The organism is Bradyrhizobium sp. 179, assembly GCF_023073535.1.
GTDB lineage: Bacteria > Pseudomonadota > Alphaproteobacteria > Rhizobiales > Xanthobacteraceae > Bradyrhizobium.
The window spans coordinates 18,333-35,133 of record NZ_JADPJR010000053.1; the positions used below are offsets into that span (position 1 = coordinate 18,333).

Below are 16,801 nucleotides of genomic sequence, written 5' to 3' on the forward strand. Positions count from 1 at the left end.
GCCTTAATTATCGCCCAGTTTCCGGGCACTGATCACGTGGACTTGAAGCCGGGCGCGGAGGGACGTTTGTCCAAAGCCATCACCATCGTCGTCCTGACCTGTTTCCTGGTCCTCGGGGCTGCCACCACCGCCATTCTCGGGCGCGACAGCGTGCCTAGCGTCAGCGCCGAGATGATCTCGCAGACGCCTCCGGCCAAGCCGCTCGCGGCCAACCGCGCCGCCAAGGCCGACCGTCTGGTTCCAACGCTGGCGCTGGCCTCGGCCGCGATCGAGCCGGTGCAGGTCGCCGCCGATAAGCTCGCCCAGGCTCCGGTGCTGACCGAGCCGCTGCGCCAGGCCTTTGCCGCCGCTACGCCTTCCGATTTTCCGATGCCGAAGGCAAGTGCGCGCCAGGCGCCCGCCGCAGCGGAGATTCCCGCCGTCGAAGTCCCCGCCAAGCCGAAAGTCGTGGCCAAGCCGCAGCCGCAGAAATCCTATTCGCTGCTGTCCGACGCACAGATCGCGGGCATCAGGGATCGCCTGAAATTGTCCTCGTCGCAGGAATATTATTGGCCCTCGGTCGAGACGGCGCTCCGCAATGTCGTCCGCAAGATCTCGGCGAACAAGCTCTCCAATCCGAATGCGCCGGGCGTGCCGATCGATCCGAATTGCGACGAGGTCCAGCAGTTGAAGTCGGCCGCGATGCCGCTGCTGTTCCAGCTGCGTGACGATCAGAAAGAGGAAGTGCGCAAGCTCGCCCGCATCATCGGGCTGGAGAAGGTCGCGCAGCAGATCTGACGTCAGTTCCTTTGGGAACTGCTTCCGGATCAGGAACATCTGGCAATCAACGTGCGTTGCTCGCCCCAAAGAGGGAGTGGATCAATGCGCGCCTCGACAGCCTATTTCGTCGGTGCCGGAACCATAGTCGCGGCCATCGCCATAGGCCTTGGCGGCGGCATCGTCGCCGGCAACATCATGAATCCGGTCGCGCCCAAGCAGGGGCCGGATACCAGCAAGATGGCGCAGCGCGCCGAAGCTGGCAGCGCGCCGGCAGCAACCAACGCACCGTCCGAGCGCGTGAATTATCTCACCGGTTCGCAAGCTTTTGGCGCGATCATTGCCGCGCCGGCCGAAGCAAAGCCCGAACCCGCCAAGCCCGACACGCAAACCACTCAAGCGAACGCTGCACCGCCGGCACCGCGACCTTCGCAAGCGGCCGCGGTCGAGCCGCCCAAGGAACAGTCCAAGCCGGCACCAGCCGCGCCCAAGCCTGCGGAGCAGCAGGCGTCGACAGAGCCGGCCGCCTCGCCGGACAATGCCTATGCCAAGGCCCGGGATTCCGACGTGAAGCGCGCCGCCTCCGAACGGCGCCGAATGGAGCGGCGTGAACGCTGGGCCGAGCGCCGCCACTATTACGAGTCCCGCGAGCCGCGCGGCCTGCGCGACCGCACCGATTGGGACGACGTCGCGCGCAATATCCGCGAAGATTCCGATGCGCGCGACTATGCCGGCCGTTCGCGCAGCGGCTTCCCGCAGATCAGGCTGTTCGGGCCTGATGACGACTAAAACATGATCCGCGAAACCGGGTCCGGGTTCGCTCTGCTGGAGCGCTCCCGGACTTGAGGGCCGGCTCAGCCGCCGTGAGATTCCACGACCTTGCGGCAGGAGTCGGAGAGCTTGGTCTTGTTCTGGCGCAGGCAGGCATTCATCTGCGGCGGCTTGCCGATATGTTCGGCGCAGAATTTGCTGGCATCGCCGCGGCAGGCCATTTGCTCCTGCGGCGTCGGACCGGATTGCGCAGCGGCGGACACGGCGGTGGCGGCGAGCAGCAGCGCGGCAAGAACCGAAATCTTCATAAAGCACCTCTTTGGGATTGTCGTTGGTCCCGCCTGGGATCAAGCGGGCCGGACGATCTCGCGACAGCCGGGCGCAGGTCCATGCCATGTTCATGGCACCGGGTACGCCCTTCCGGCCGCCGCACCCCCATCTTCATGGCATGTATCCACGCGCGCTCTTTTGCCATTGAGCTGCACGTCGGTTGCGAAACCCGGTGATTGCGCCGGGACGCCGAACGGGAGCGGGAGAGCAAGATGTCGAAAAGAGCGGGAGCGCTGAGCGCCGGGCTGACGATCATGGCGCTGGCGGGTGCGGCGATGGTGTCGCTGGGCACGAGCCCGGCACAGGCCGTGGTCTATTGCAAGACGGTCGGCGTGCCCAAGGGCTGCGTGGTGCGGCCGACTGCGGCAGTGGTGGTTGCGCCGGGAGCTCCGGTTGCGCGGGCCGCGGCCGCGACACCCGGCGTCGGCGCGCCCGGTGTCGGCGTGCGCGCAGGAACGCCGATGAACCGCGGCGGCCCGGTCAATCGCGTTGGGGTGCGCTGATCGTCAATTCGGTTGATTTGATTGCATTGCTTCGGGCCGACAGCCCTGCGGACGAACACCCCCGTCCTCTGCAGAGCCAATCACCCGGCCCGTCCCCTCTCTCCGTGCGCCCCACACGTTCGGTGAGGGGGCCTTTCAGCCCGCAGCCGCGTCGCTGTCGGGAAAGCGCTGCGGCAATTGCAGCCGCACGCATGTGCCTGAGGCGTCCGAGCTCAGATCGAGCACCGCGCCGCAGCGTGCGGCGCGGCTCCGCATGTTGCGCAAGCCCCGCGCGGTCTGGCCGCCGCTCGCACAATTGTCGGCCCGCGCAAAACCCTTGCCGTCGTCCGTCACGCTGATCACGCCATACGGCCCGTGACCGTCGTCGAGCGTCTCGATGCTGACCGCGATGTGGCGCGCCTCTGCGTGCTTGACGGCGTTGGTCACGGCCTCGTCGAGGATGCGCACGATCTGGATGACGTGCCATGGCCGCAGTTCGGGATGCAGCGGCAGCCCCTGCGGCGTTGCCACGCGCCAGTCGAGCGCGATGTCGTGCGGGCGCAATTGCGCCGTCGCGCGCTCGCGCCAGGAGCCGAGCGCGAGCATCAGGTCGCCGCCGATGTCGTCCATGGAATCGATGACGAGACGCAGATCTTTCAGTGCTGCGCGAGCGGCCTCCGTGATGGTCGCGCCCTCGTGGCCGCGCTCGGAGAGCGCGACGATGCTGACGAGCTGGCCGCCGAGGCCATCATGCAGGTCCCGCATCAGCCGCGTGCGCTCGTTGGCGAGCGCGGCGGCGCGGGCGCGCGCCTCCTCGCGGGCAAAGCTCGCCTTCAGCCGCTCCTCGGCCTCGCCCACCCGTGCGACGAGCTGGCCGGCAAAGCTGTCGACCTGGTTCAGCGCGCGGGCAAAGCGCCAGGTCAGCCCGGCGCCGATCGCAACCAGCATCGCCGAGTAGGACAGGCGCGAGACGAAGATGCGATCGTTGCTCACGATCTCGAGCACCGTGAGCATGTCCTGGACCCAGCAGACCAGCACGATGGTCACGGCGCAGCCAATCGTGAAGCTTGCCGCGTCCTGGCGCCGGACCACTGCGGCTGCGGTCACGCACGCCATCAGGAACAGGCAAAGCCCGACCGTGGGAATGCCGAGCACCAGAAAGAGTATGCGCGGCAGCGGCGGGCCCCCGATCAGCCCGACCACGAACACGATGAGGCCCGGCACGAACAGCAGCGTGCCGTAGCGCGGCCAGCGCCAGCCGAAGAACAGCATGCCGAACACGACGATCAGCGCGCTCTCCATCGGTGCGGATGCCAATAGCACGGCGGCGAGCCGCGACGTGGTGGCCGGCGGCACCGGTGGGGGCACGAATGCCTGCACCACGCCGAGCACCATCGCCACCGCCAGCACGCCGTAAACCGGCTCGTGGCGCCGCATCAACCACATGATCGCAAGGATGACCGCGAGAATCGATTGCCAGGCGGAGAACACGACCGGCAGCGTGACGAACAGCAACGCGCGCGTCTCGTAGGCTGGACGCAAGGCGGCGTCCGGTCCGACATAGACGGTGTCGAGAAAGCCCTTCAGCGGCCCCCATACGAACAGCCGCACCGTGATGTCGTTGGCGCCCTCGCGCAGCAGCGCGGACGGAATCGCCGCGATCTGCGGCGTGTTGCGGTCCGGCCGGTTGGCATTGGCGTCACGCCGGGAATCCAGCACCACGACGCCGTTGACGGCGACCTCCACCGCGTTGCTGAACCGCGGCAGATACACCGACCATCCTGATCCCACATCGCTCCGCCGGAATGTGAAGGTGGCGGTGTAGAGCGGTGGGTCGGCCAGCGAATAGCGCGATGCGGTGAAATGCGGCAGCGTCACCGCCCGCATCGTGCCATCCTCGCGCGCCGAGAAATCGTTCACGGCGAAGTCTTCGGGATCGCTGGGTTGCAGCAGCCGGAGCCCAAGGATGGTGACGATGACGATCAGGGCCTGGAGCAGCAGATAGGGCACGAGGCGCGACGCAATCAGCCGGCGCCGCGGCCGCGTGAGCGTCTTCGCCGCGATCTCGCTCACAGCTTAATCAAGCCCTGCTGCACGGCTTCGAACACCGCCTCGCTGCGGGTGTGCACCTCGAGCTTGCGATAGATGTTCTTGATGTGGCCCGGCACGGTCTGCCTGGACAGGCCGAGATGGCTCGCGATCTCGGCGTAGCTGAAGCCTTTGGCAATGCCCCAGAGGATGTCGATCTCCCGCGGGGTCAGCTTAGCCGTGTTGAGCAGGGGGCCGGGCGAGGGCTCCGCCGAACTCTGCGTACGCCGGACGATGAAACGGGCGATCGAGGCCGAGATCGGCGAATGGCCGGCGACCAGATCGCGCACGGTGGTGGCGATGTCGGTCGGAAAGGCATCCTTAAGCAGATAGCCGGTGGCACCGACGGTGATCGCCGAGATCACGCTTTCCTCGTCGCCGAGCGCGGAGATCACCATGATCTCGCTGTCGGGAAAGCGCTGCCGGGTTTCGCGAATCAGCTCGATGCCGTGGCCGTCGGGAAGCCTGAGGTCGGTCAGCAGCACCCGAGGCGCCGCCATCCCGAACGCGGAGCGAGCTTCTCCGAGCGTGCCGGCACTGCGCACCTCGTAGCCGGCCTTGACCAGCGCGTCGTGGAGCCGCCAGCAGGTCGGCGCGTCGTCCTCGACGAGGAGGATGGTGATGGCCTCACCCGTCTCGCCCTGTTCGCTCATGTTTATCGTCCCGCGACCCGCGTGTCCCCCGCGGCGCGAGGCAAGTCTAACCGCAGCACGGACGGCGTGACACCCATAATCATGGGGGCGGCAATAACTCGGTCGCGCGTCAGGCGCAGATAGGCGGTTTTGGGATTGCGTCTAAGCCAGAGCGCGTGCTCATCATCCGCGCTGCGCTCAGGCCGCGGATGCGGTCCGCTCTGCCTCTGGCACCGGCCCATTCCGGCAGCTCACCAGACGTCCGAGTTGGGCCACAACCGGACATCCGAATGAAGGTCGGTTGTGCAAATATAATGCTTCAGCTTCAATGCGAAGATGGTATCGTCACGCGGGGACGGAATTGACCGTCCCGCTTCGAGGAGGACGTAGTGATGAGGTTGTCGCTGCACAGGGTTGCGCGGCCCGCTTTCGCCGTCTCGTCAATCACGCTGATGCTGTGCGCCTTTGGCGGCACGGCCATGTCGCAACCGACGCCGCCCGGAGCCGACATTCATCTTCCAATCGTCACCGTCGAAGCGCCCAAGCAGATAATGCGGTCTAAGCCTGCGCATCGTGTGGTCGCCCGCAGCAGCAGGTCCGCCTCCATCTCTCCTGCCTCGGCAACAGCCGCGCCGAATTCGGATGCCGCCAAGCTTGCTAAGCTCGCCGCTACCACCAACAACTGCGTCGGCGGCTGCCAATCGAGCTTCAAATCGGGCGACAAGCCCTGGGTTGGCTGCAACGTTTCGGGCGGCGTGTACTCGGCAACGTGCCGCAACATCGGCAACTACAGGAGCTACGAGGAATGCAAGGAAGCCGGACGCCTTGTTGGCTGGCGGTCGGGTGAGACCTCGGCATATTGCAGCAGCGTGGCGATAGCAGCGGGTTGGCGCTGAAGCAAAAGTCGGCTCCGGGTTGGGGCGAACGTTTCAGTTCAGATGGCTCCACGGAAAGCAGAAACATCCTGCACTGCCGTCAGGGCCATCCCTGGCTCCTAGCCTTGCGCAGCGTGAGTCAGCTTAGGGTCATTCGCGTCGGTTTGGCTGGGCGCCGCCAATTTCCGCACTACCCCTAAAAACAGAGATCGTTACCATGCGTGGGCATGTTTCAGGTGGGCCAGTCAGATGATTGCAGCGGCGGTCCCAGCACCGGTAAGTGCTTCGTTCACTACTTCTGGGTGGGTTCGACCCGACAACGAGGATCAGCGTTTTACACGGCGACTCCTCCGCCGCCTTAGCGCAGCATGAGGGATTACCAAACCGCACACAACAGCTAAACTCGCCGCTGCAAGATCGTTTAGGCTGCGGAGGTCCGGAATTCAGGAGTGCCCTCGGAAAAGCACAGCGAGAAGCCCGGCAGCAACGATCGCAAGCCAGATTAGCGAAACGATGAAAGAGGCGAAGTGCCAATCAACGTCGCGGCGCCTGGACTGCATTGTGTCTCCTTCCGGCGAGTGTGCGCCGGCTCAAAAATTGCTATCGTCCTTGCCGTTGGGGCTGCCGTCGGGCGCCGTTGCCATAGCCATTGTTGCCACGAGGGCCGGCCGGTCCGGCGCCAGACCTTGCAATGGCATCCGACGTGAGGGACGTCGACAGCAGGAGCGTCATGACCGGAGGCGTCACGGCGGCGAACTTTCCGCAGGTCTTTAGGAAGTCGCGTCGGTCATCGTCCTGGTCTGGCATGGCGTTGTCTCCCAATGGCGGATTAAATCACATTAACCCAATTAAATCAATTAAATTTCGTTCCAAGATAAAGCGCACCCGTCATCCGGTCTCAATGGCGAAGGGCTGCCTTTCACGGGCGCAGGGAACTCAGGGTGAGCAATCTAGCCCGCTATGTCCAACGAGCGGGCCTTCACCAGATGGCGCGTCACATCTTTGATTGGCCAGAAGCGGGTAACGCCCCAGTCGCTCTGGCAGCCTCTCAGCGGCGCGCGTTCCGCGAGATAGATATGAGCCATTCAACTGCAGGCCGGACCCGCTGCCATCCTCGCAACCCGAGAACCCGCTTGCAGGCGAGCCACCACCAACGACGGGTTCGTTGAACATTCGGATCAAAACTCACCGCAAGTCTTGAAAGGTCTGCCGAGCTTTCCATCGCTCTTTCGCTGAAGGCAGCGCTGGCGCGGCCGACCGCCTCAAGTGCCAATACGTGGTGCAACCGGGCGCGAAGATGATCAGCGTTTGTGAGCCTCGCCGCGCTATTATTCAGGAAATGTTCAATCGCGGGCTTGCGTTGCAGCAGATCTTGCTCCCGCGAAGGCTCACTTGACATATTGCCCGCGTGCGCACGATAGACGGCTTGGTCAGCGGCGATGACCCCGACGTCGCCGTGTGCGGCGGGCCGTAACCACATTTCCATACCAGAGGCGTAGGGTAAGTCGGCCAAATAGCCGCCCAATCTGTTCTGTAGGCTGGTGCGAACCACCACAGTTGATGACAGCACAATGTTTCTTGCGCCGCTAAGTGCAATGAAATCAAGTCCGGACAGAACGCGGGTTGTGGTCAAAAACAATCGCGCCTCCGAAGATGAACGCGACAGAAGGATGATCGTCCATTAGATCGACCGATCTCGAAAGGGCGCCGGGCAACAAGTAATTATCCGCAGAGCGCAGAAGCATGTAGTCGGCTCTCGCCCAGGCGATGCCTTCTACGATCCTCGCCGACGACGCGAGCGGTGGTCTGGTGAACGTCATTGACCGCAATCCGCGCTGTCGACGGAGAGTTCTGCATCGCGACGGCAAAGATATACGTATCGCCTTTGTACACCTTCACCATGGTTGCAATCGGGACCTGCGAGCTTACGGATACAGCCCCGAATACGCTGGGCTCTTCAACACTGGCGAGAGAGAGAGGATCAATTGGTTCGTTCTCGTGACCTCCTCCACGATATCGGGGGAAGCTGCCCACTTCATCGCGTCGACTCCTGGAGTCGTCCAATGAAGGCTAGCATATTTGAGGCAACGGGCCCGTTGCGCCGGCACTCTCGGTATTTCGATCATGGCACCCGAAAAGAGGGGACCGACCGCGGTCACCCTCTCGTAACGTCATCGGAAGGGACCTTCTGAGCAAGCTTGTGCAAGATGTCGAGGAATGCGGGCGACGTCATTGGCCGGTACGGCACCAACGCCGGGTTCGAGGGCGGCATCGTCAGCAGTAGGTCCGCATCGCCATCGCGATCTTGCAGCCAGAGCGCTACTACGTAAACCGCCGGCACGATGAGCAATAGAGCCTCGAAGCGTCCCTTCTGAACCTCGGGGAGTTTCTCGGCACGGCGAATCCCTTCCTCCGTCGCTGCCACGAACGACCCTTCGTTCAGCTCACCCAGTTCGTACGTCCCCGCTGCCGACGTGACCATTGTGGCAGCGGCAATTGGCACGGGCTCCTCTCGTCCATCATTGTCGGCGACGATGCGCCGCTTCGTCTCATGAACAAGAAATCTCCAGTTACCTAGTACCGCGGCCGTTCTGAGGTTGGCTGCGCGATGGATATTGCCAAGCGGCAGATGGGCGATCCGATGCGGCATGGAAATGGAGACCGCGTTGGGGTTTGCAACGGAAAGGTTGGACCGCGGAAATTTCGATTTGCCGGCGCGGTTGGCCACTGCTCGCCTTACGGCTTCGACGGCAGCCGCCGGAGGATCGCTGGGATGAATTGGCATCTCGTTCTCTCCTTCCGTAGAGGCGATTTGCTAATCGGGAGCCTTCGTGAAGTAGGAATCCGTCCAAACACCGCGCGCGTCCTGATACAGTGTGCAAAATCGGTCATAATTGATCTCGGGTGTCGGGCCGTAAAAGGGATCCTCAAGGATCAAACTGTCAGTGTCCGGCAGATATCCAACTATCGCGAGGAAATGCGCTCCTCCTCCTCCCGCTCCACGAGACCAGACAGTACGAACACAAAGTGGCCGGCCTGCGTTGATCTCCTGCAGCACCTCCATTCGTGTAGCGCGGTGGTCGAGGGCCAATTTACCGAGGCAACAGACTTGGTTGAGTGGTGACCCAAGCGTGTGCGGCACATCGAATTGCAAGTTCGGAACGCCGCAAGCGAAATCGCAGCAATCTTGCCGGTCAAGCACGAGATTGGCGATGAGGCACTGCGTGAAAGGACTCGCCTCGTCGTAAAAACCCGAGACGCTGGAAGCGACGGCTGCCCAGCACCAGTAGTTGTGACACTGTTGCTGCATCGTAAAATTGGGATGCAGCGCCTTGGTTGTCGTCTCCAGCTCCGGCTCCTCAAAGCCCAGGTCCAGCGGAATCCGCGTCCTGTCAATTACGGAAACTTCCTCCAACTCGCCCATGGCAATCCCCTCGAGGCTGAAATCGATAAGTCAAATTTCAAATTCTGTTCGTCGCGTGGTGCTTCGTCGCACAGTCAACGATGCAAATTCGGCTGCGCGACCTTGTACTACGCTCAGTGCTCTCTTTTTGCCGCATCGAGGACCGCGCTAAAAGTGGTGCATTCCTTGAGGTACGGAAACACGGATTCAGCAATTTCCTTCCCGGCTGCGGTGTCGCTTGGATAGTGGACGCCGGCGACCTCGCGATTCCTTCCGATGCGCGCGGCCAGTGCCATCAGTGCGCTCTTAGCGCCGGGCATAATCTCTCCCAGCGACAACGCCATCAGGTGGCCCTCAAGCGAATGTCCGCTTGGATAGGAGGCGTGCCAGGGAGAGGCAATCATTGGAAAAAGCGCTGGACACACCTGTTGCGGCCGCCCACGATTGAACTTGAGCTTATAGTAGACGGCGACCATCAGCCCGACATGGTCAGCCATCTCAATGATCTTGATCGTATTTGGATGCGCGGACGGCGAGAGCATGAGGACCTGCGCAAAATAGCCGACAAGTCTGACATCCTGGTCAATGATTTCATTTGCCAAATCGTCGCGATCATCCATCGCCGGCCCAAGAAGCTCCTCGATCTCCGCAAAAATGACTGCGTGATTGGTCGGCGGACCCCTGACATCTATGCTTTGCCAATTAGTTTTGCCGAACTCGGCCAATGCTATCTGAGCAAAAAAGTCAGGCCGCCAAGCGGATTCGGGGAATGTCGCTTCGTAATTCAAGCGGTCAGGCTGGATGGGACATAGGCCCTCGAAGATCGGGAAGGGACGTGGAGGGACTCCGCCGCCAACGTAGCCGCCGCTCACTGAACCGTTGCCGCCTCCGCCGCCTCCACCTCCGCCGCCTTCGACATCAGTCATGGTGCTCTCCATCGAGGGGCTAACAACCTGAGCTGGGCTCCTGCCCCTTCAATCCGGCAACCCAGCTGCTCTTAAACGCTCTACATACAAAGACGCCTGAGGCTCCTTGAACGGACAACGGCGTGCGTAGTCCGATACTCTAAAGGCGGGCAGGATCCGCTTGTGGTGCAGCGACACTTGCCGCGCCTCATCCGCGCGACCAACAGCGACCAGGCTGGCGGCCAAGACTCGTGCGGCGTTTCCAAAACGTGGACTGAGATTCAAAGACTTTTTCGACCAGCGAATGGCATCATCAAAAGCTGCGTTCAGATAATGATTTTGGCCGAGCAGGCAGAAATTGAAAAAGGCCTGTTGGCCAAGCGGCGATAGCCGGATAGCGCGTTCCGCCCGGGCAATTCCGGTTGGAGCATCGCCGATGAAGCCGGGTGTCCCACTACTGAACACCCATGCCCACGAGTTGCTGGGCGATATAGCGAGAGCACGCTCACACAGATCCAATCCGCTGTCGTAGTCGCGAAAGAACATACTCTTCCCGTGCCCCTGGATCGAGAGCGCGAGAGCGTTGTGCGGGTCTCTTTCGATGGCGCAATTGGACAGCCGGATCACCGCAGCCGAATCCGCATCAAAATCTGACGACCAGCCTTCTGCGATGTTGAAATTGTGCCATTTCGCAGAGAACGCGTATGGCGCCGCGTACTCAGGGTCTTCCTCTATGGCCTTCTCGAGTAGTTCCCTGGCTCGCGAAAAGCTTGCGAAATCAAATTTGTAGAGCAGGTCAAGCGCGCGGAGGAGATAGTCATATGCGTTCAGGCTCTTGGGGGGCTTTCGCAGAGCACGTTTGACTTCTGCCCGGCGGACGTAAGCGGCGATTCTCTCGACGACGCTCGTGGCGATTTCGTCCTGTATACCGAAGACCTCAGCAAGATCCGTGTCATAATTTTCCGCCCACACTACGGATCCGGAGGTGACATCGACCAATTCGACCGAGAACCGGATCCGCTTCCCCGAGCGGCGAACGCGACCGCTGACGAAATAGCGAACGCCAAGCTTTTCACTCACCTCAATGGGATCGATTGCTCGCCGACGGAACGGCATTGTCGACCCACGTGATACGACCAGGAGCTCCTGAATATTACTCAGGCTAACAATAATATCTTCGACGAAGCCTTCGGCAAAATAGCTGTCGTCGACCTCCGAGGAGATATTCGTGAACGGAAGAACGGCTATGGAAGGTAATTTGGCGCGCCCCGAGGGCTTGCTAGAAGCGCCAAGCACTGTGCTGCGCTCTACTCCCGGCATGAGGAGGAGAAAGGCATGAACAGGCCGCGACAGGTTCTTGAGATGGAGTTCACCCAAATCGTCGAACTTGAACTCGCTCAGGTCGGGGGCCATCCGTAGGAGGACCGAGGAGACCACAACGCCGCCAGCGGGAGCGACGGATTGCAGGCGTGCTGCGATATTGACGCCATGTCCATAAACATCGTTCAGATCAAAGATAACCGGCTCCCAATGGACACCGATGCGAAAAGCGATGCGGCGCTCGGGAGGTTGTTGAGCCTCAAACCCAGTGACTTCCCGCTGCAGCTCAGAGGCGCAGCGGAGGGCATCTAGCGGGCTTTCGAACACCGCGACGAAGCCGTCACCAGTGTTCTTGACAATCTCGCCTCTGCGACCAACCAAGGCAGGGTCTATTACGCCCACACGAAGAGCCCGATAACGACTATGCGTCTCGACCTCTGCAGCTTCCATAAGCCGAGTGTAGCTGACCACGTCAGCCACAAGAACGGCTCGGAAAGGTCTTTCGAACTCGGGGACAGCGCTTATTGAGGGATCAGAGTCCTGCTGTGCGCAACTGCTCAACGTCGTCGTACCGCCGTCATTGGCAGTGTTCGGCGAACATGGAGCAACGCACGAAGGCACTGATTTCATTGATCCTCGCGAGGAATGTCGCGCTCGTCCGCGGATTCAACAATTTCGCCGAACAGAGCCTCGTCGTTTGGAACCAATCGACAAATAGCCTAGACGCAATTTCGTCGGGACGCTACCGAAATCAAACGCGATGGCTGAAGCGTAAAGTGGCACCGTTACAACCGTTTGCGGTTGAAAATGGACGGCTTGCCTTCTGGAGTGTGATGCCACGGAAAGGAAGTGGCGGCGCAGCGCGAGCCAGGCGAAGCTGGTGGGGTCCAATTCAGCGCTCAGGATAAACGTCGGCTCCATGCCGGCCAGATCGGCAGGTCGAGCGGGGGCTTCGCCTCGGCGGCTGTCTGCCGCACGCAAGCACGCGCCGGTGCGCCGCCTAACAAGCTCCGAACTATCAAAACGACAATCGCCCGAGACGAGCCGCAAGTGACCATCACGATATAACATTCGGGCGTGTTCATGATCACAGGCCGCCGATCACGCTCAAGCGGAGTGACTTCCGCTCTGGTTTGCGGAGCCGACGCTTATGAGGACACACCGTAGCCCGGCTCACGAAGGATCAACCCGCGGCGGCGGATAGCGCCGGGCCAGCACCGACAAGGATAGGGGCCGCTCGTCTTCCGGCAGTTCCAGATAAGCCAGAACGAGCGTCCGCTTCCATTCGCCGACGCCGAACTCCATCGTCATCCATTTCTGCGGCTCGGGGCCTTCCAGGCCTCGCACCCAGACGAAGTAGCGGGGAAGGTCGTCGGTGTCCGCTTCCGTCATGCGTCTCTTTGCCATCGAAGCTGCTCATTGCTTCAGCAATCGTTGCCGCACGATATAGGTAATGGCGAAGCGAAGTCGAACGCCATGCAGGGCGGGATTGAGGAGTGGCTTCCCAGCCGCGCATGCTTCGACCCGCCCTGGGCTGGCGCTCAGGACCCGGACGGAGAGCGCGGCAGCGACTTCAAAGCGCAGGTGCCGTTTAGCTGCATCCCGAGGACACCATTAGAAGCGTCGTCTGGAAGACAAGGCGCGCGTTGCGGCCGCCGCGAAGGACATGCGATCGCCGCCGCGCCCGGGTGCAGCGAAATCGGGAGCTCGGTCGCTTAAATTCTGATTGACAGAAATTCGGAAATGCCGTATGTGATCTGCCATCCCGGTCCATGGATAAGGGGCGTTTCGCGATCGTCACGATACGCGGGCGGGGTGGCGGTGGGCGTGGAGCGCATCGGCGCGCAGGCAATCGCAGGGCGGGCTTGGCCCGTGAGCGGTTGAGCAGCGCGCGCACGACAGGTGCGGTTCGCGTACGGCAAAAGCGTGTGGTCCTGGCGCCCGGGGTCTGTGCGTCAAGGCTTGCGGTGATGTTGCGGCCCGACCGGGCGAGCGCATCAGCTATCTCGCAAGGCGACGGGGGCAATAGTGCATCGCTCCCCGGGGAGAGCGCGCCATAAGCCGTCAAACCACTGCGCAGGGAAGGCCGGGATGTCCAGGCTGCCCTGTATGCCGCTGTGCATTTGTCTTCGCGCAATTTGCGCACAGCGGACCGCGGGTGCCAGCCGGCACTCGGTCTTCCCTGCGCCCTTTCCAAGGACGGGGCGTCAAGAGAAGCTCAAGACTCGGGCGTCATGCGTCGCGAGGCTGTACAGGCGCGCCTCGCCCTGTTTGACAATGGAAGCGTGCACGCTCGTCCTGCCGATCACCGCCACAATTCGCAGGCCGCGACGCGGTTGATGTCGGCGAGCCGCCTTGCGCCATCTCCGTGGAGATCGAGGCTGTCGACCAGCGTCAGCAGGCGACGATAAGCGGTGTCGGCAATTTCGACCGGCAGCGGGGCCTCGTCAAAGGCCTCGACATAGCTGCCGACGACACCGCTGAGCAGGCGGCACAGGCCGCGCTGGGCGGGATCGTCCCGGCCGAGCGTCTCGAGCTTCTGCTGGAAGATTTGGAAGGTCCGCAAACCGTGGTGCTGCTGGGAAAGCCACGCGTGCAGATCGTTCATGTGAGCTCCTTCGAGTTACAGAAGAAGCTACCGGCTTATACAGTGGGGATGGGAGAAGGGCTAGATCGCGCTACGTTGAGCCAGTCCGCCTTCGCCAAGGCTTCGGCGGGACAGCCTTCGCTGCTTCGCATGGATAGACCGGTGCCAGGCTCGCCTAGCCGTAGCTGCGAAGCAGCGAAGGCTGGTGCCCCTGGCCGGAATCGAACCAGCACTCCTTGCGGAACTCGATTTTGAGTCGAGCGCGTCTACCAGTTCCGCCACAGGGGCCCTCGGTCGGCCGCTCGGATGAGGGCGTCGCGAAGCCGGCGGACTATAGCCATGGACAGGATGGGGTCAACCCGCGCCAAAGTGATCCCGGCCGTTCTCGACAGCCACATAAGCCGGAGTTAGAGGCTTGGAGCGCGACCGATCGGAGAGAGGCTGCCGTGACGACCCGGAGTGCCGCAATACCAGCGTTCAAGCCGACTGGCGCCGGTCCCGCGCTGACGGCCTCGCTGCTCGTCACATTGATCGCCGCGGCCACGATCGCGGGCGCCTGGTTCTTCCAGCTCGTGCTGGAGATCCTGCCCTGTCCGCTCTGCCTGGAGCAGCGTTACGCTTATTACCTCGCGATCCCGCTCGGTGCCCTCACGGTGCTCGGGGCCAGAAGCGGCGCGCCGCGGCCGCTGCTGCTCGTTGCGCTAGCGATTCTCGCGCTGTCGACGCTCGCCAATGCCGGTCTCGGCGCCTATCACTCCGGCGTCGAATGGGGATTTTGGAAGGGGCCGACCGATTGCTCCGGTCCCGTCGTCAATCTCGGTAACGCTGGCGACCTTTTCTCGCGGCTCGACACCGTGAAGGTGGTGCGCTGCGACGAGGTGCAGTGGCGCTTCCTCGGCCTCTCGCTTGCCGGCTACAACGTGCTGATCTCGCTGCTGATGGCCGCGATCGCTGCATGGGGATTTGTGCGGACGGCGAAGCGCTGAGCTCAATCGTCCACGTCATCCTGCGTACGACCGAACAAGTGCACGATGCCAGGTGTCGCTATCGTCACGAAGACGAAGCGCGACAGGTGATGGGCGCCGACGAAGATCGGGTCGATGTGCAGTGTCAGGGCCAGCGCCAGCATCGCGTCCATCGCGCCCGGAGCGAAAGCGACGACGACATCGGAGAATTTCACCTGCGTGGTGAGCGCGACGATGCCGACGAAGATGGCGGAAACGGCAATTGCGACCGCGAACGAGCCCAGCGCCGCGTTGATATGGCCGGCCAAAGTCTTGATCCGCATCCGCGCAAAGCGGCTGCCGATCAGGGCGCCGATGCCGACCAGCGCCACGCCGCGCACCCAGCCCGGCAGGCCGCCCTCGACCCAGCCGGCGCCATGCAACACGCTGGAGGCGATCATCGCGCCGAACATCCAGCTCGCCGGAAATTTGATCAGCCGCAGAAACAGCGCCAGCGCCAGCGAGGCTGCGGCCAGCGCAACGAGGTCGAGCGGCGATGCAATGGTTGTCGTCAGCGACGGTGCGGCCGAGGGCACCACGCCCGCGATCGCCAGCACCATCGGCAGCGCCGCGGTGAGGATGATGACGCGCATGGTCTGCACCACCGCGATGCCCGGCAGGTCGGCGCCGCGTTCGACCGCCAGGATCGTGATCTGCGAAAGCGCGCCGGGGCTGCCGGCGAGGAAAGCCGAGGTGCGGTCCCAGCCATGGACGCGCTGGAGGTAATAGCTCGAGCCGAAGGTCGAGCAGAACGTCGCGAGCGCAAGCAGGCCGATGGTGACGGGATAGGCGCTGACCTGCTGGATCAGATGGCGCGAGACCACCGAGCCCAGCGAGGTGCCGAGCAGCACCAGCACGGTCTGGGTCAGGATCGGCGGCAGCATCAGCTGACGACCGGCAATTGCCGCGATCCCGACCGCGATCATCGAGCCCGAGATCAGCCCGCCCGGCAGGCCGGCGAGTAGAAACACGAGGCCACCGGCGGTGCCGACGACAAGCGTCTCGATCGTGCTCAAGACGTTGGCACGGCTCGGCCATTCGAACGGCAGGGAGGCGACGATTTGCTTCACGTCACCTTATCGCAAATCAGCGAGAGGCACACAATTGCAGGCTCGTCATGCCGCAATGCGCGTGCCTCTCACCGATGCTGGCGGAGGATCGTGACGGACTTACTTCTTGTCGGCGGTGGCGGGGGCGGCAGTGCCGGCCTTCGCTTCCTTCATGCACTCGCGGCGAAATTTCTTGCGCTCCTTGCCCTTCAATGCCTTGGCGTCGGCTTGCTTGGAGCATTCAAGCGATTCGGCCGAGCGCTCCTTCGACGCCTTCTTGTCGGCGGTGGCAGCAGTGTCGGTCTTTGTATCGGTCTTGGCGGCCGGCGCGGCGGTCTGGGCGAAGGCGCTGCCGGTGGCGAGCAAGGAGACGAGAGCCAGGGCGGCGAGGCGGGAGGTGACGGTCATGTGTTGCACTCTTGTTGAATTGCGAGGGGCTGGGAACGTCGGCCTGCGTTGCTGAACGCGACATGAATGAGTCGAACGGCCCCACGACTAAATTTTGCCGGCGCAAACCCATCGCATCCTTGTCGCAAGCGATCGACACGCTAGGATAGCAATCCTCGTTTCACTTTCGTCGGGAAGACCAAGGAGGAGAC

Annotated in this window: 17 protein-coding genes, 1 tRNA gene and 1 pseudogene; 5 read left to right on the forward strand and 14 right to left on the reverse strand. The window is 62.6% G+C overall.

The window, feature by feature from the left end:
* Positions 1-66: 66 nt before the first annotated feature.
* Complete coding sequence (locus IVB12_RS11680; RefSeq protein WP_247298983.1) at positions 67-777, forward strand: hypothetical protein; 711 nt, start codon at positions 67-69, stop codon at positions 775-777.
* A gap of 84 nt (positions 778-861) precedes the next feature.
* Positions 862-1,545: a hypothetical protein gene (locus tag IVB12_RS11685; protein WP_247298985.1), complete on the forward strand. Its 684-nt coding sequence runs from the start codon at positions 862-864 to the stop codon at positions 1,543-1,545.
* Between the two features lie 65 nt (positions 1,546-1,610).
* Here IVB12_RS11685 and IVB12_RS11690 read toward each other — a convergent pair whose 3' ends face one another.
* On the reverse strand, positions 1,611-1,835 hold the full coding sequence (locus tag IVB12_RS11690) for a hypothetical protein (protein ID WP_247298986.1): 225 nt from the start codon (positions 1,833-1,835) through the stop codon (positions 1,611-1,613).
* A gap of 234 nt (positions 1,836-2,069) precedes the next feature.
* Between IVB12_RS11690 and IVB12_RS11695 the strand changes: the two genes are divergently transcribed.
* Positions 2,070-2,360, forward strand: coding sequence for a hypothetical protein (locus tag IVB12_RS11695; RefSeq protein WP_247298988.1), 291 nt, complete (start codon positions 2,070-2,072; stop codon positions 2,358-2,360).
* A gap of 135 nt (positions 2,361-2,495) precedes the next feature.
* Here IVB12_RS11695 and IVB12_RS11700 read toward each other — a convergent pair whose 3' ends face one another.
* Together IVB12_RS11700 and IVB12_RS11705 are read right to left on the reverse strand one after the other, a co-directional pair.
* Entirely contained in the window at positions 2,496-4,412 is a 1,917-nt protein-coding gene (locus IVB12_RS11700) for an ATP-binding protein (protein WP_247298990.1), read from the reverse strand.
* Positions 4,409-5,080 carry a response regulator transcription factor gene (locus IVB12_RS11705; protein ID WP_247298992.1) on the reverse strand — a complete coding sequence of 224 codons (672 nt, stop codon included), beginning with the start codon at positions 5,078-5,080 and terminating at the stop codon, positions 4,409-4,411. Before IVB12_RS11705 ends, IVB12_RS11700 begins: the two co-directional genes overlap by 4 nt.
* A 371-nt stretch (positions 5,081-5,451) precedes the next feature.
* On the opposite strand from IVB12_RS11705, the gene IVB12_RS11710 reads away from it, so the two are divergent.
* Positions 5,452-5,955: a hypothetical protein gene (locus tag IVB12_RS11710; protein WP_247298994.1), complete on the forward strand. Its 504-nt coding sequence runs from the start codon at positions 5,452-5,454 to the stop codon at positions 5,953-5,955.
* 599 nt (positions 5,956-6,554) lie between these two features.
* Here IVB12_RS11710 and IVB12_RS11715 read toward each other — a convergent pair.
* The 9 genes and pseudogenes from IVB12_RS11715 to IVB12_RS11755 form a co-directional block, all read right to left on the reverse strand.
* Positions 6,555-6,741: pseudogene (locus IVB12_RS11715) on the reverse strand (hypothetical protein); the annotation flags it as partial.
* Positions 6,742-6,982: 241 nt separating this feature from the next.
* Positions 6,983-7,573, reverse strand: coding sequence for a hypothetical protein (locus tag IVB12_RS11720; RefSeq protein WP_247298995.1), 591 nt, complete (start codon positions 7,571-7,573; stop codon positions 6,983-6,985).
* 516 nt (positions 7,574-8,089) lie between these two features.
* Complete coding sequence (locus tag IVB12_RS11725) at positions 8,090-8,719, reverse strand: hypothetical protein (protein WP_247298996.1); 630 nt, start codon at positions 8,717-8,719, stop codon at positions 8,090-8,092.
* Positions 8,720-8,749: 30 nt separating this feature from the next.
* Positions 8,750-9,358: a papain-like cysteine protease family protein gene (locus tag IVB12_RS11730; RefSeq protein ID WP_247298997.1), complete on the reverse strand. Its 609-nt coding sequence runs from the start codon at positions 9,356-9,358 to the stop codon at positions 8,750-8,752.
* Between the two features lie 113 nt (positions 9,359-9,471).
* Positions 9,472-10,263 carry a phosphatase PAP2 family protein gene (locus tag IVB12_RS38250; RefSeq protein WP_276577995.1) on the reverse strand — a complete coding sequence of 264 codons (792 nt, stop codon included), beginning with the start codon at positions 10,261-10,263 and terminating at the stop codon, positions 9,472-9,474.
* 48 nt (positions 10,264-10,311) lie between these two features.
* Positions 10,312-12,042, reverse strand: coding sequence for an adenylate/guanylate cyclase domain-containing protein (locus IVB12_RS11740; RefSeq protein ID WP_247299000.1), 1,731 nt, complete (start codon positions 12,040-12,042; stop codon positions 10,312-10,314).
* 693 nt (positions 12,043-12,735) lie between these two features.
* Positions 12,736-12,969: a hypothetical protein gene (locus tag IVB12_RS11745; RefSeq protein WP_247299001.1), complete on the reverse strand. Its 234-nt coding sequence runs from the start codon at positions 12,967-12,969 to the stop codon at positions 12,736-12,738.
* Positions 12,970-13,867: 898 nt separating this feature from the next.
* Positions 13,868-14,170, reverse strand: coding sequence for a hypothetical protein (locus IVB12_RS11750; protein WP_247299002.1), 303 nt, complete (start codon positions 14,168-14,170; stop codon positions 13,868-13,870).
* Positions 14,171-14,352: 182 nt separating this feature from the next.
* A tRNA-Leu gene (locus IVB12_RS11755) sits at positions 14,353-14,437 on the reverse strand.
* Between the two features lie 158 nt (positions 14,438-14,595).
* On the opposite strand from IVB12_RS11755, the gene IVB12_RS11760 reads away from it, so the two are divergent.
* Positions 14,596-15,135, forward strand: coding sequence for a disulfide bond formation protein B (locus IVB12_RS11760; protein WP_247299004.1), 540 nt, complete (start codon positions 14,596-14,598; stop codon positions 15,133-15,135).
* A gap of 2 nt (positions 15,136-15,137) precedes the next feature.
* On the opposite strand, the gene IVB12_RS11765 is transcribed toward IVB12_RS11760, so the two are convergent.
* Together IVB12_RS11765 and IVB12_RS11770 are read right to left on the reverse strand one after the other, a co-directional pair.
* Positions 15,138-16,223 carry an AbrB family transcriptional regulator gene (locus tag IVB12_RS11765; RefSeq protein ID WP_247299006.1) on the reverse strand — a complete coding sequence of 362 codons (1,086 nt, stop codon included), beginning with the start codon at positions 16,221-16,223 and terminating at the stop codon, positions 15,138-15,140.
* A 99-nt stretch (positions 16,224-16,322) separates the two neighbouring features.
* Positions 16,323-16,610: a PsiF family protein gene (locus tag IVB12_RS11770; protein ID WP_247299008.1), complete on the reverse strand. Its 288-nt coding sequence runs from the start codon at positions 16,608-16,610 to the stop codon at positions 16,323-16,325.
* Positions 16,611-16,801 lie beyond the last annotated feature (191 nt).

Bases quoted from the DNA above. Each gene is read 5' to 3' on its own strand.
- IVB12_RS11710 (WP_247298994.1), top strand. From the start codon at position 5,452: ATGAGGTTGTCGCTGCACAGGGTTGCGCGGCCCGCTTTCGCCGTCTCG.
- IVB12_RS11685 (WP_247298985.1), top strand. From the start codon at position 862: ATGCGCGCCTCGACAGCCTATTTCGTCGGTGCCGGAACCATAGTCGCG.
- IVB12_RS11730 (WP_247298997.1), bottom strand. From the start codon at position 9,358: ATGGGCGAGTTGGAGGAAGTTTCCGTAATTGACAGGACGCGGATTCCG.
- IVB12_RS11695 (WP_247298988.1), top strand. From the start codon at position 2,070: ATGTCGAAAAGAGCGGGAGCGCTGAGCGCCGGGCTGACGATCATGGCG.
- IVB12_RS11745 (WP_247299001.1), bottom strand. From the start codon at position 12,969: ATGGCAAAGAGACGCATGACGGAAGCGGACACCGACGACCTTCCCCGC.
- IVB12_RS11750 (WP_247299002.1), bottom strand. From the start codon at position 14,170: ATGAACGATCTGCACGCGTGGCTTTCCCAGCAGCACCACGGTTTGCGG.
- IVB12_RS11770 (WP_247299008.1), bottom strand. From the start codon at position 16,610: ATGACCGTCACCTCCCGCCTCGCCGCCCTGGCTCTCGTCTCCTTGCTC.
- IVB12_RS11725 (WP_247298996.1), bottom strand. From the start codon at position 8,719: ATGCCAATTCATCCCAGCGATCCTCCGGCGGCTGCCGTCGAAGCCGTA.
- IVB12_RS11705 (WP_247298992.1), bottom strand. From the start codon at position 5,080: ATGAGCGAACAGGGCGAGACGGGTGAGGCCATCACCATCCTCCTCGTC.
- IVB12_RS38250 (WP_276577995.1), bottom strand. From the start codon at position 10,263: ATGACTGATGTCGAAGGCGGCGGAGGTGGAGGCGGCGGAGGCGGCAAC.
- IVB12_RS11690 (WP_247298986.1), bottom strand. From the start codon at position 1,835: ATGAAGATTTCGGTTCTTGCCGCGCTGCTGCTCGCCGCCACCGCCGTG.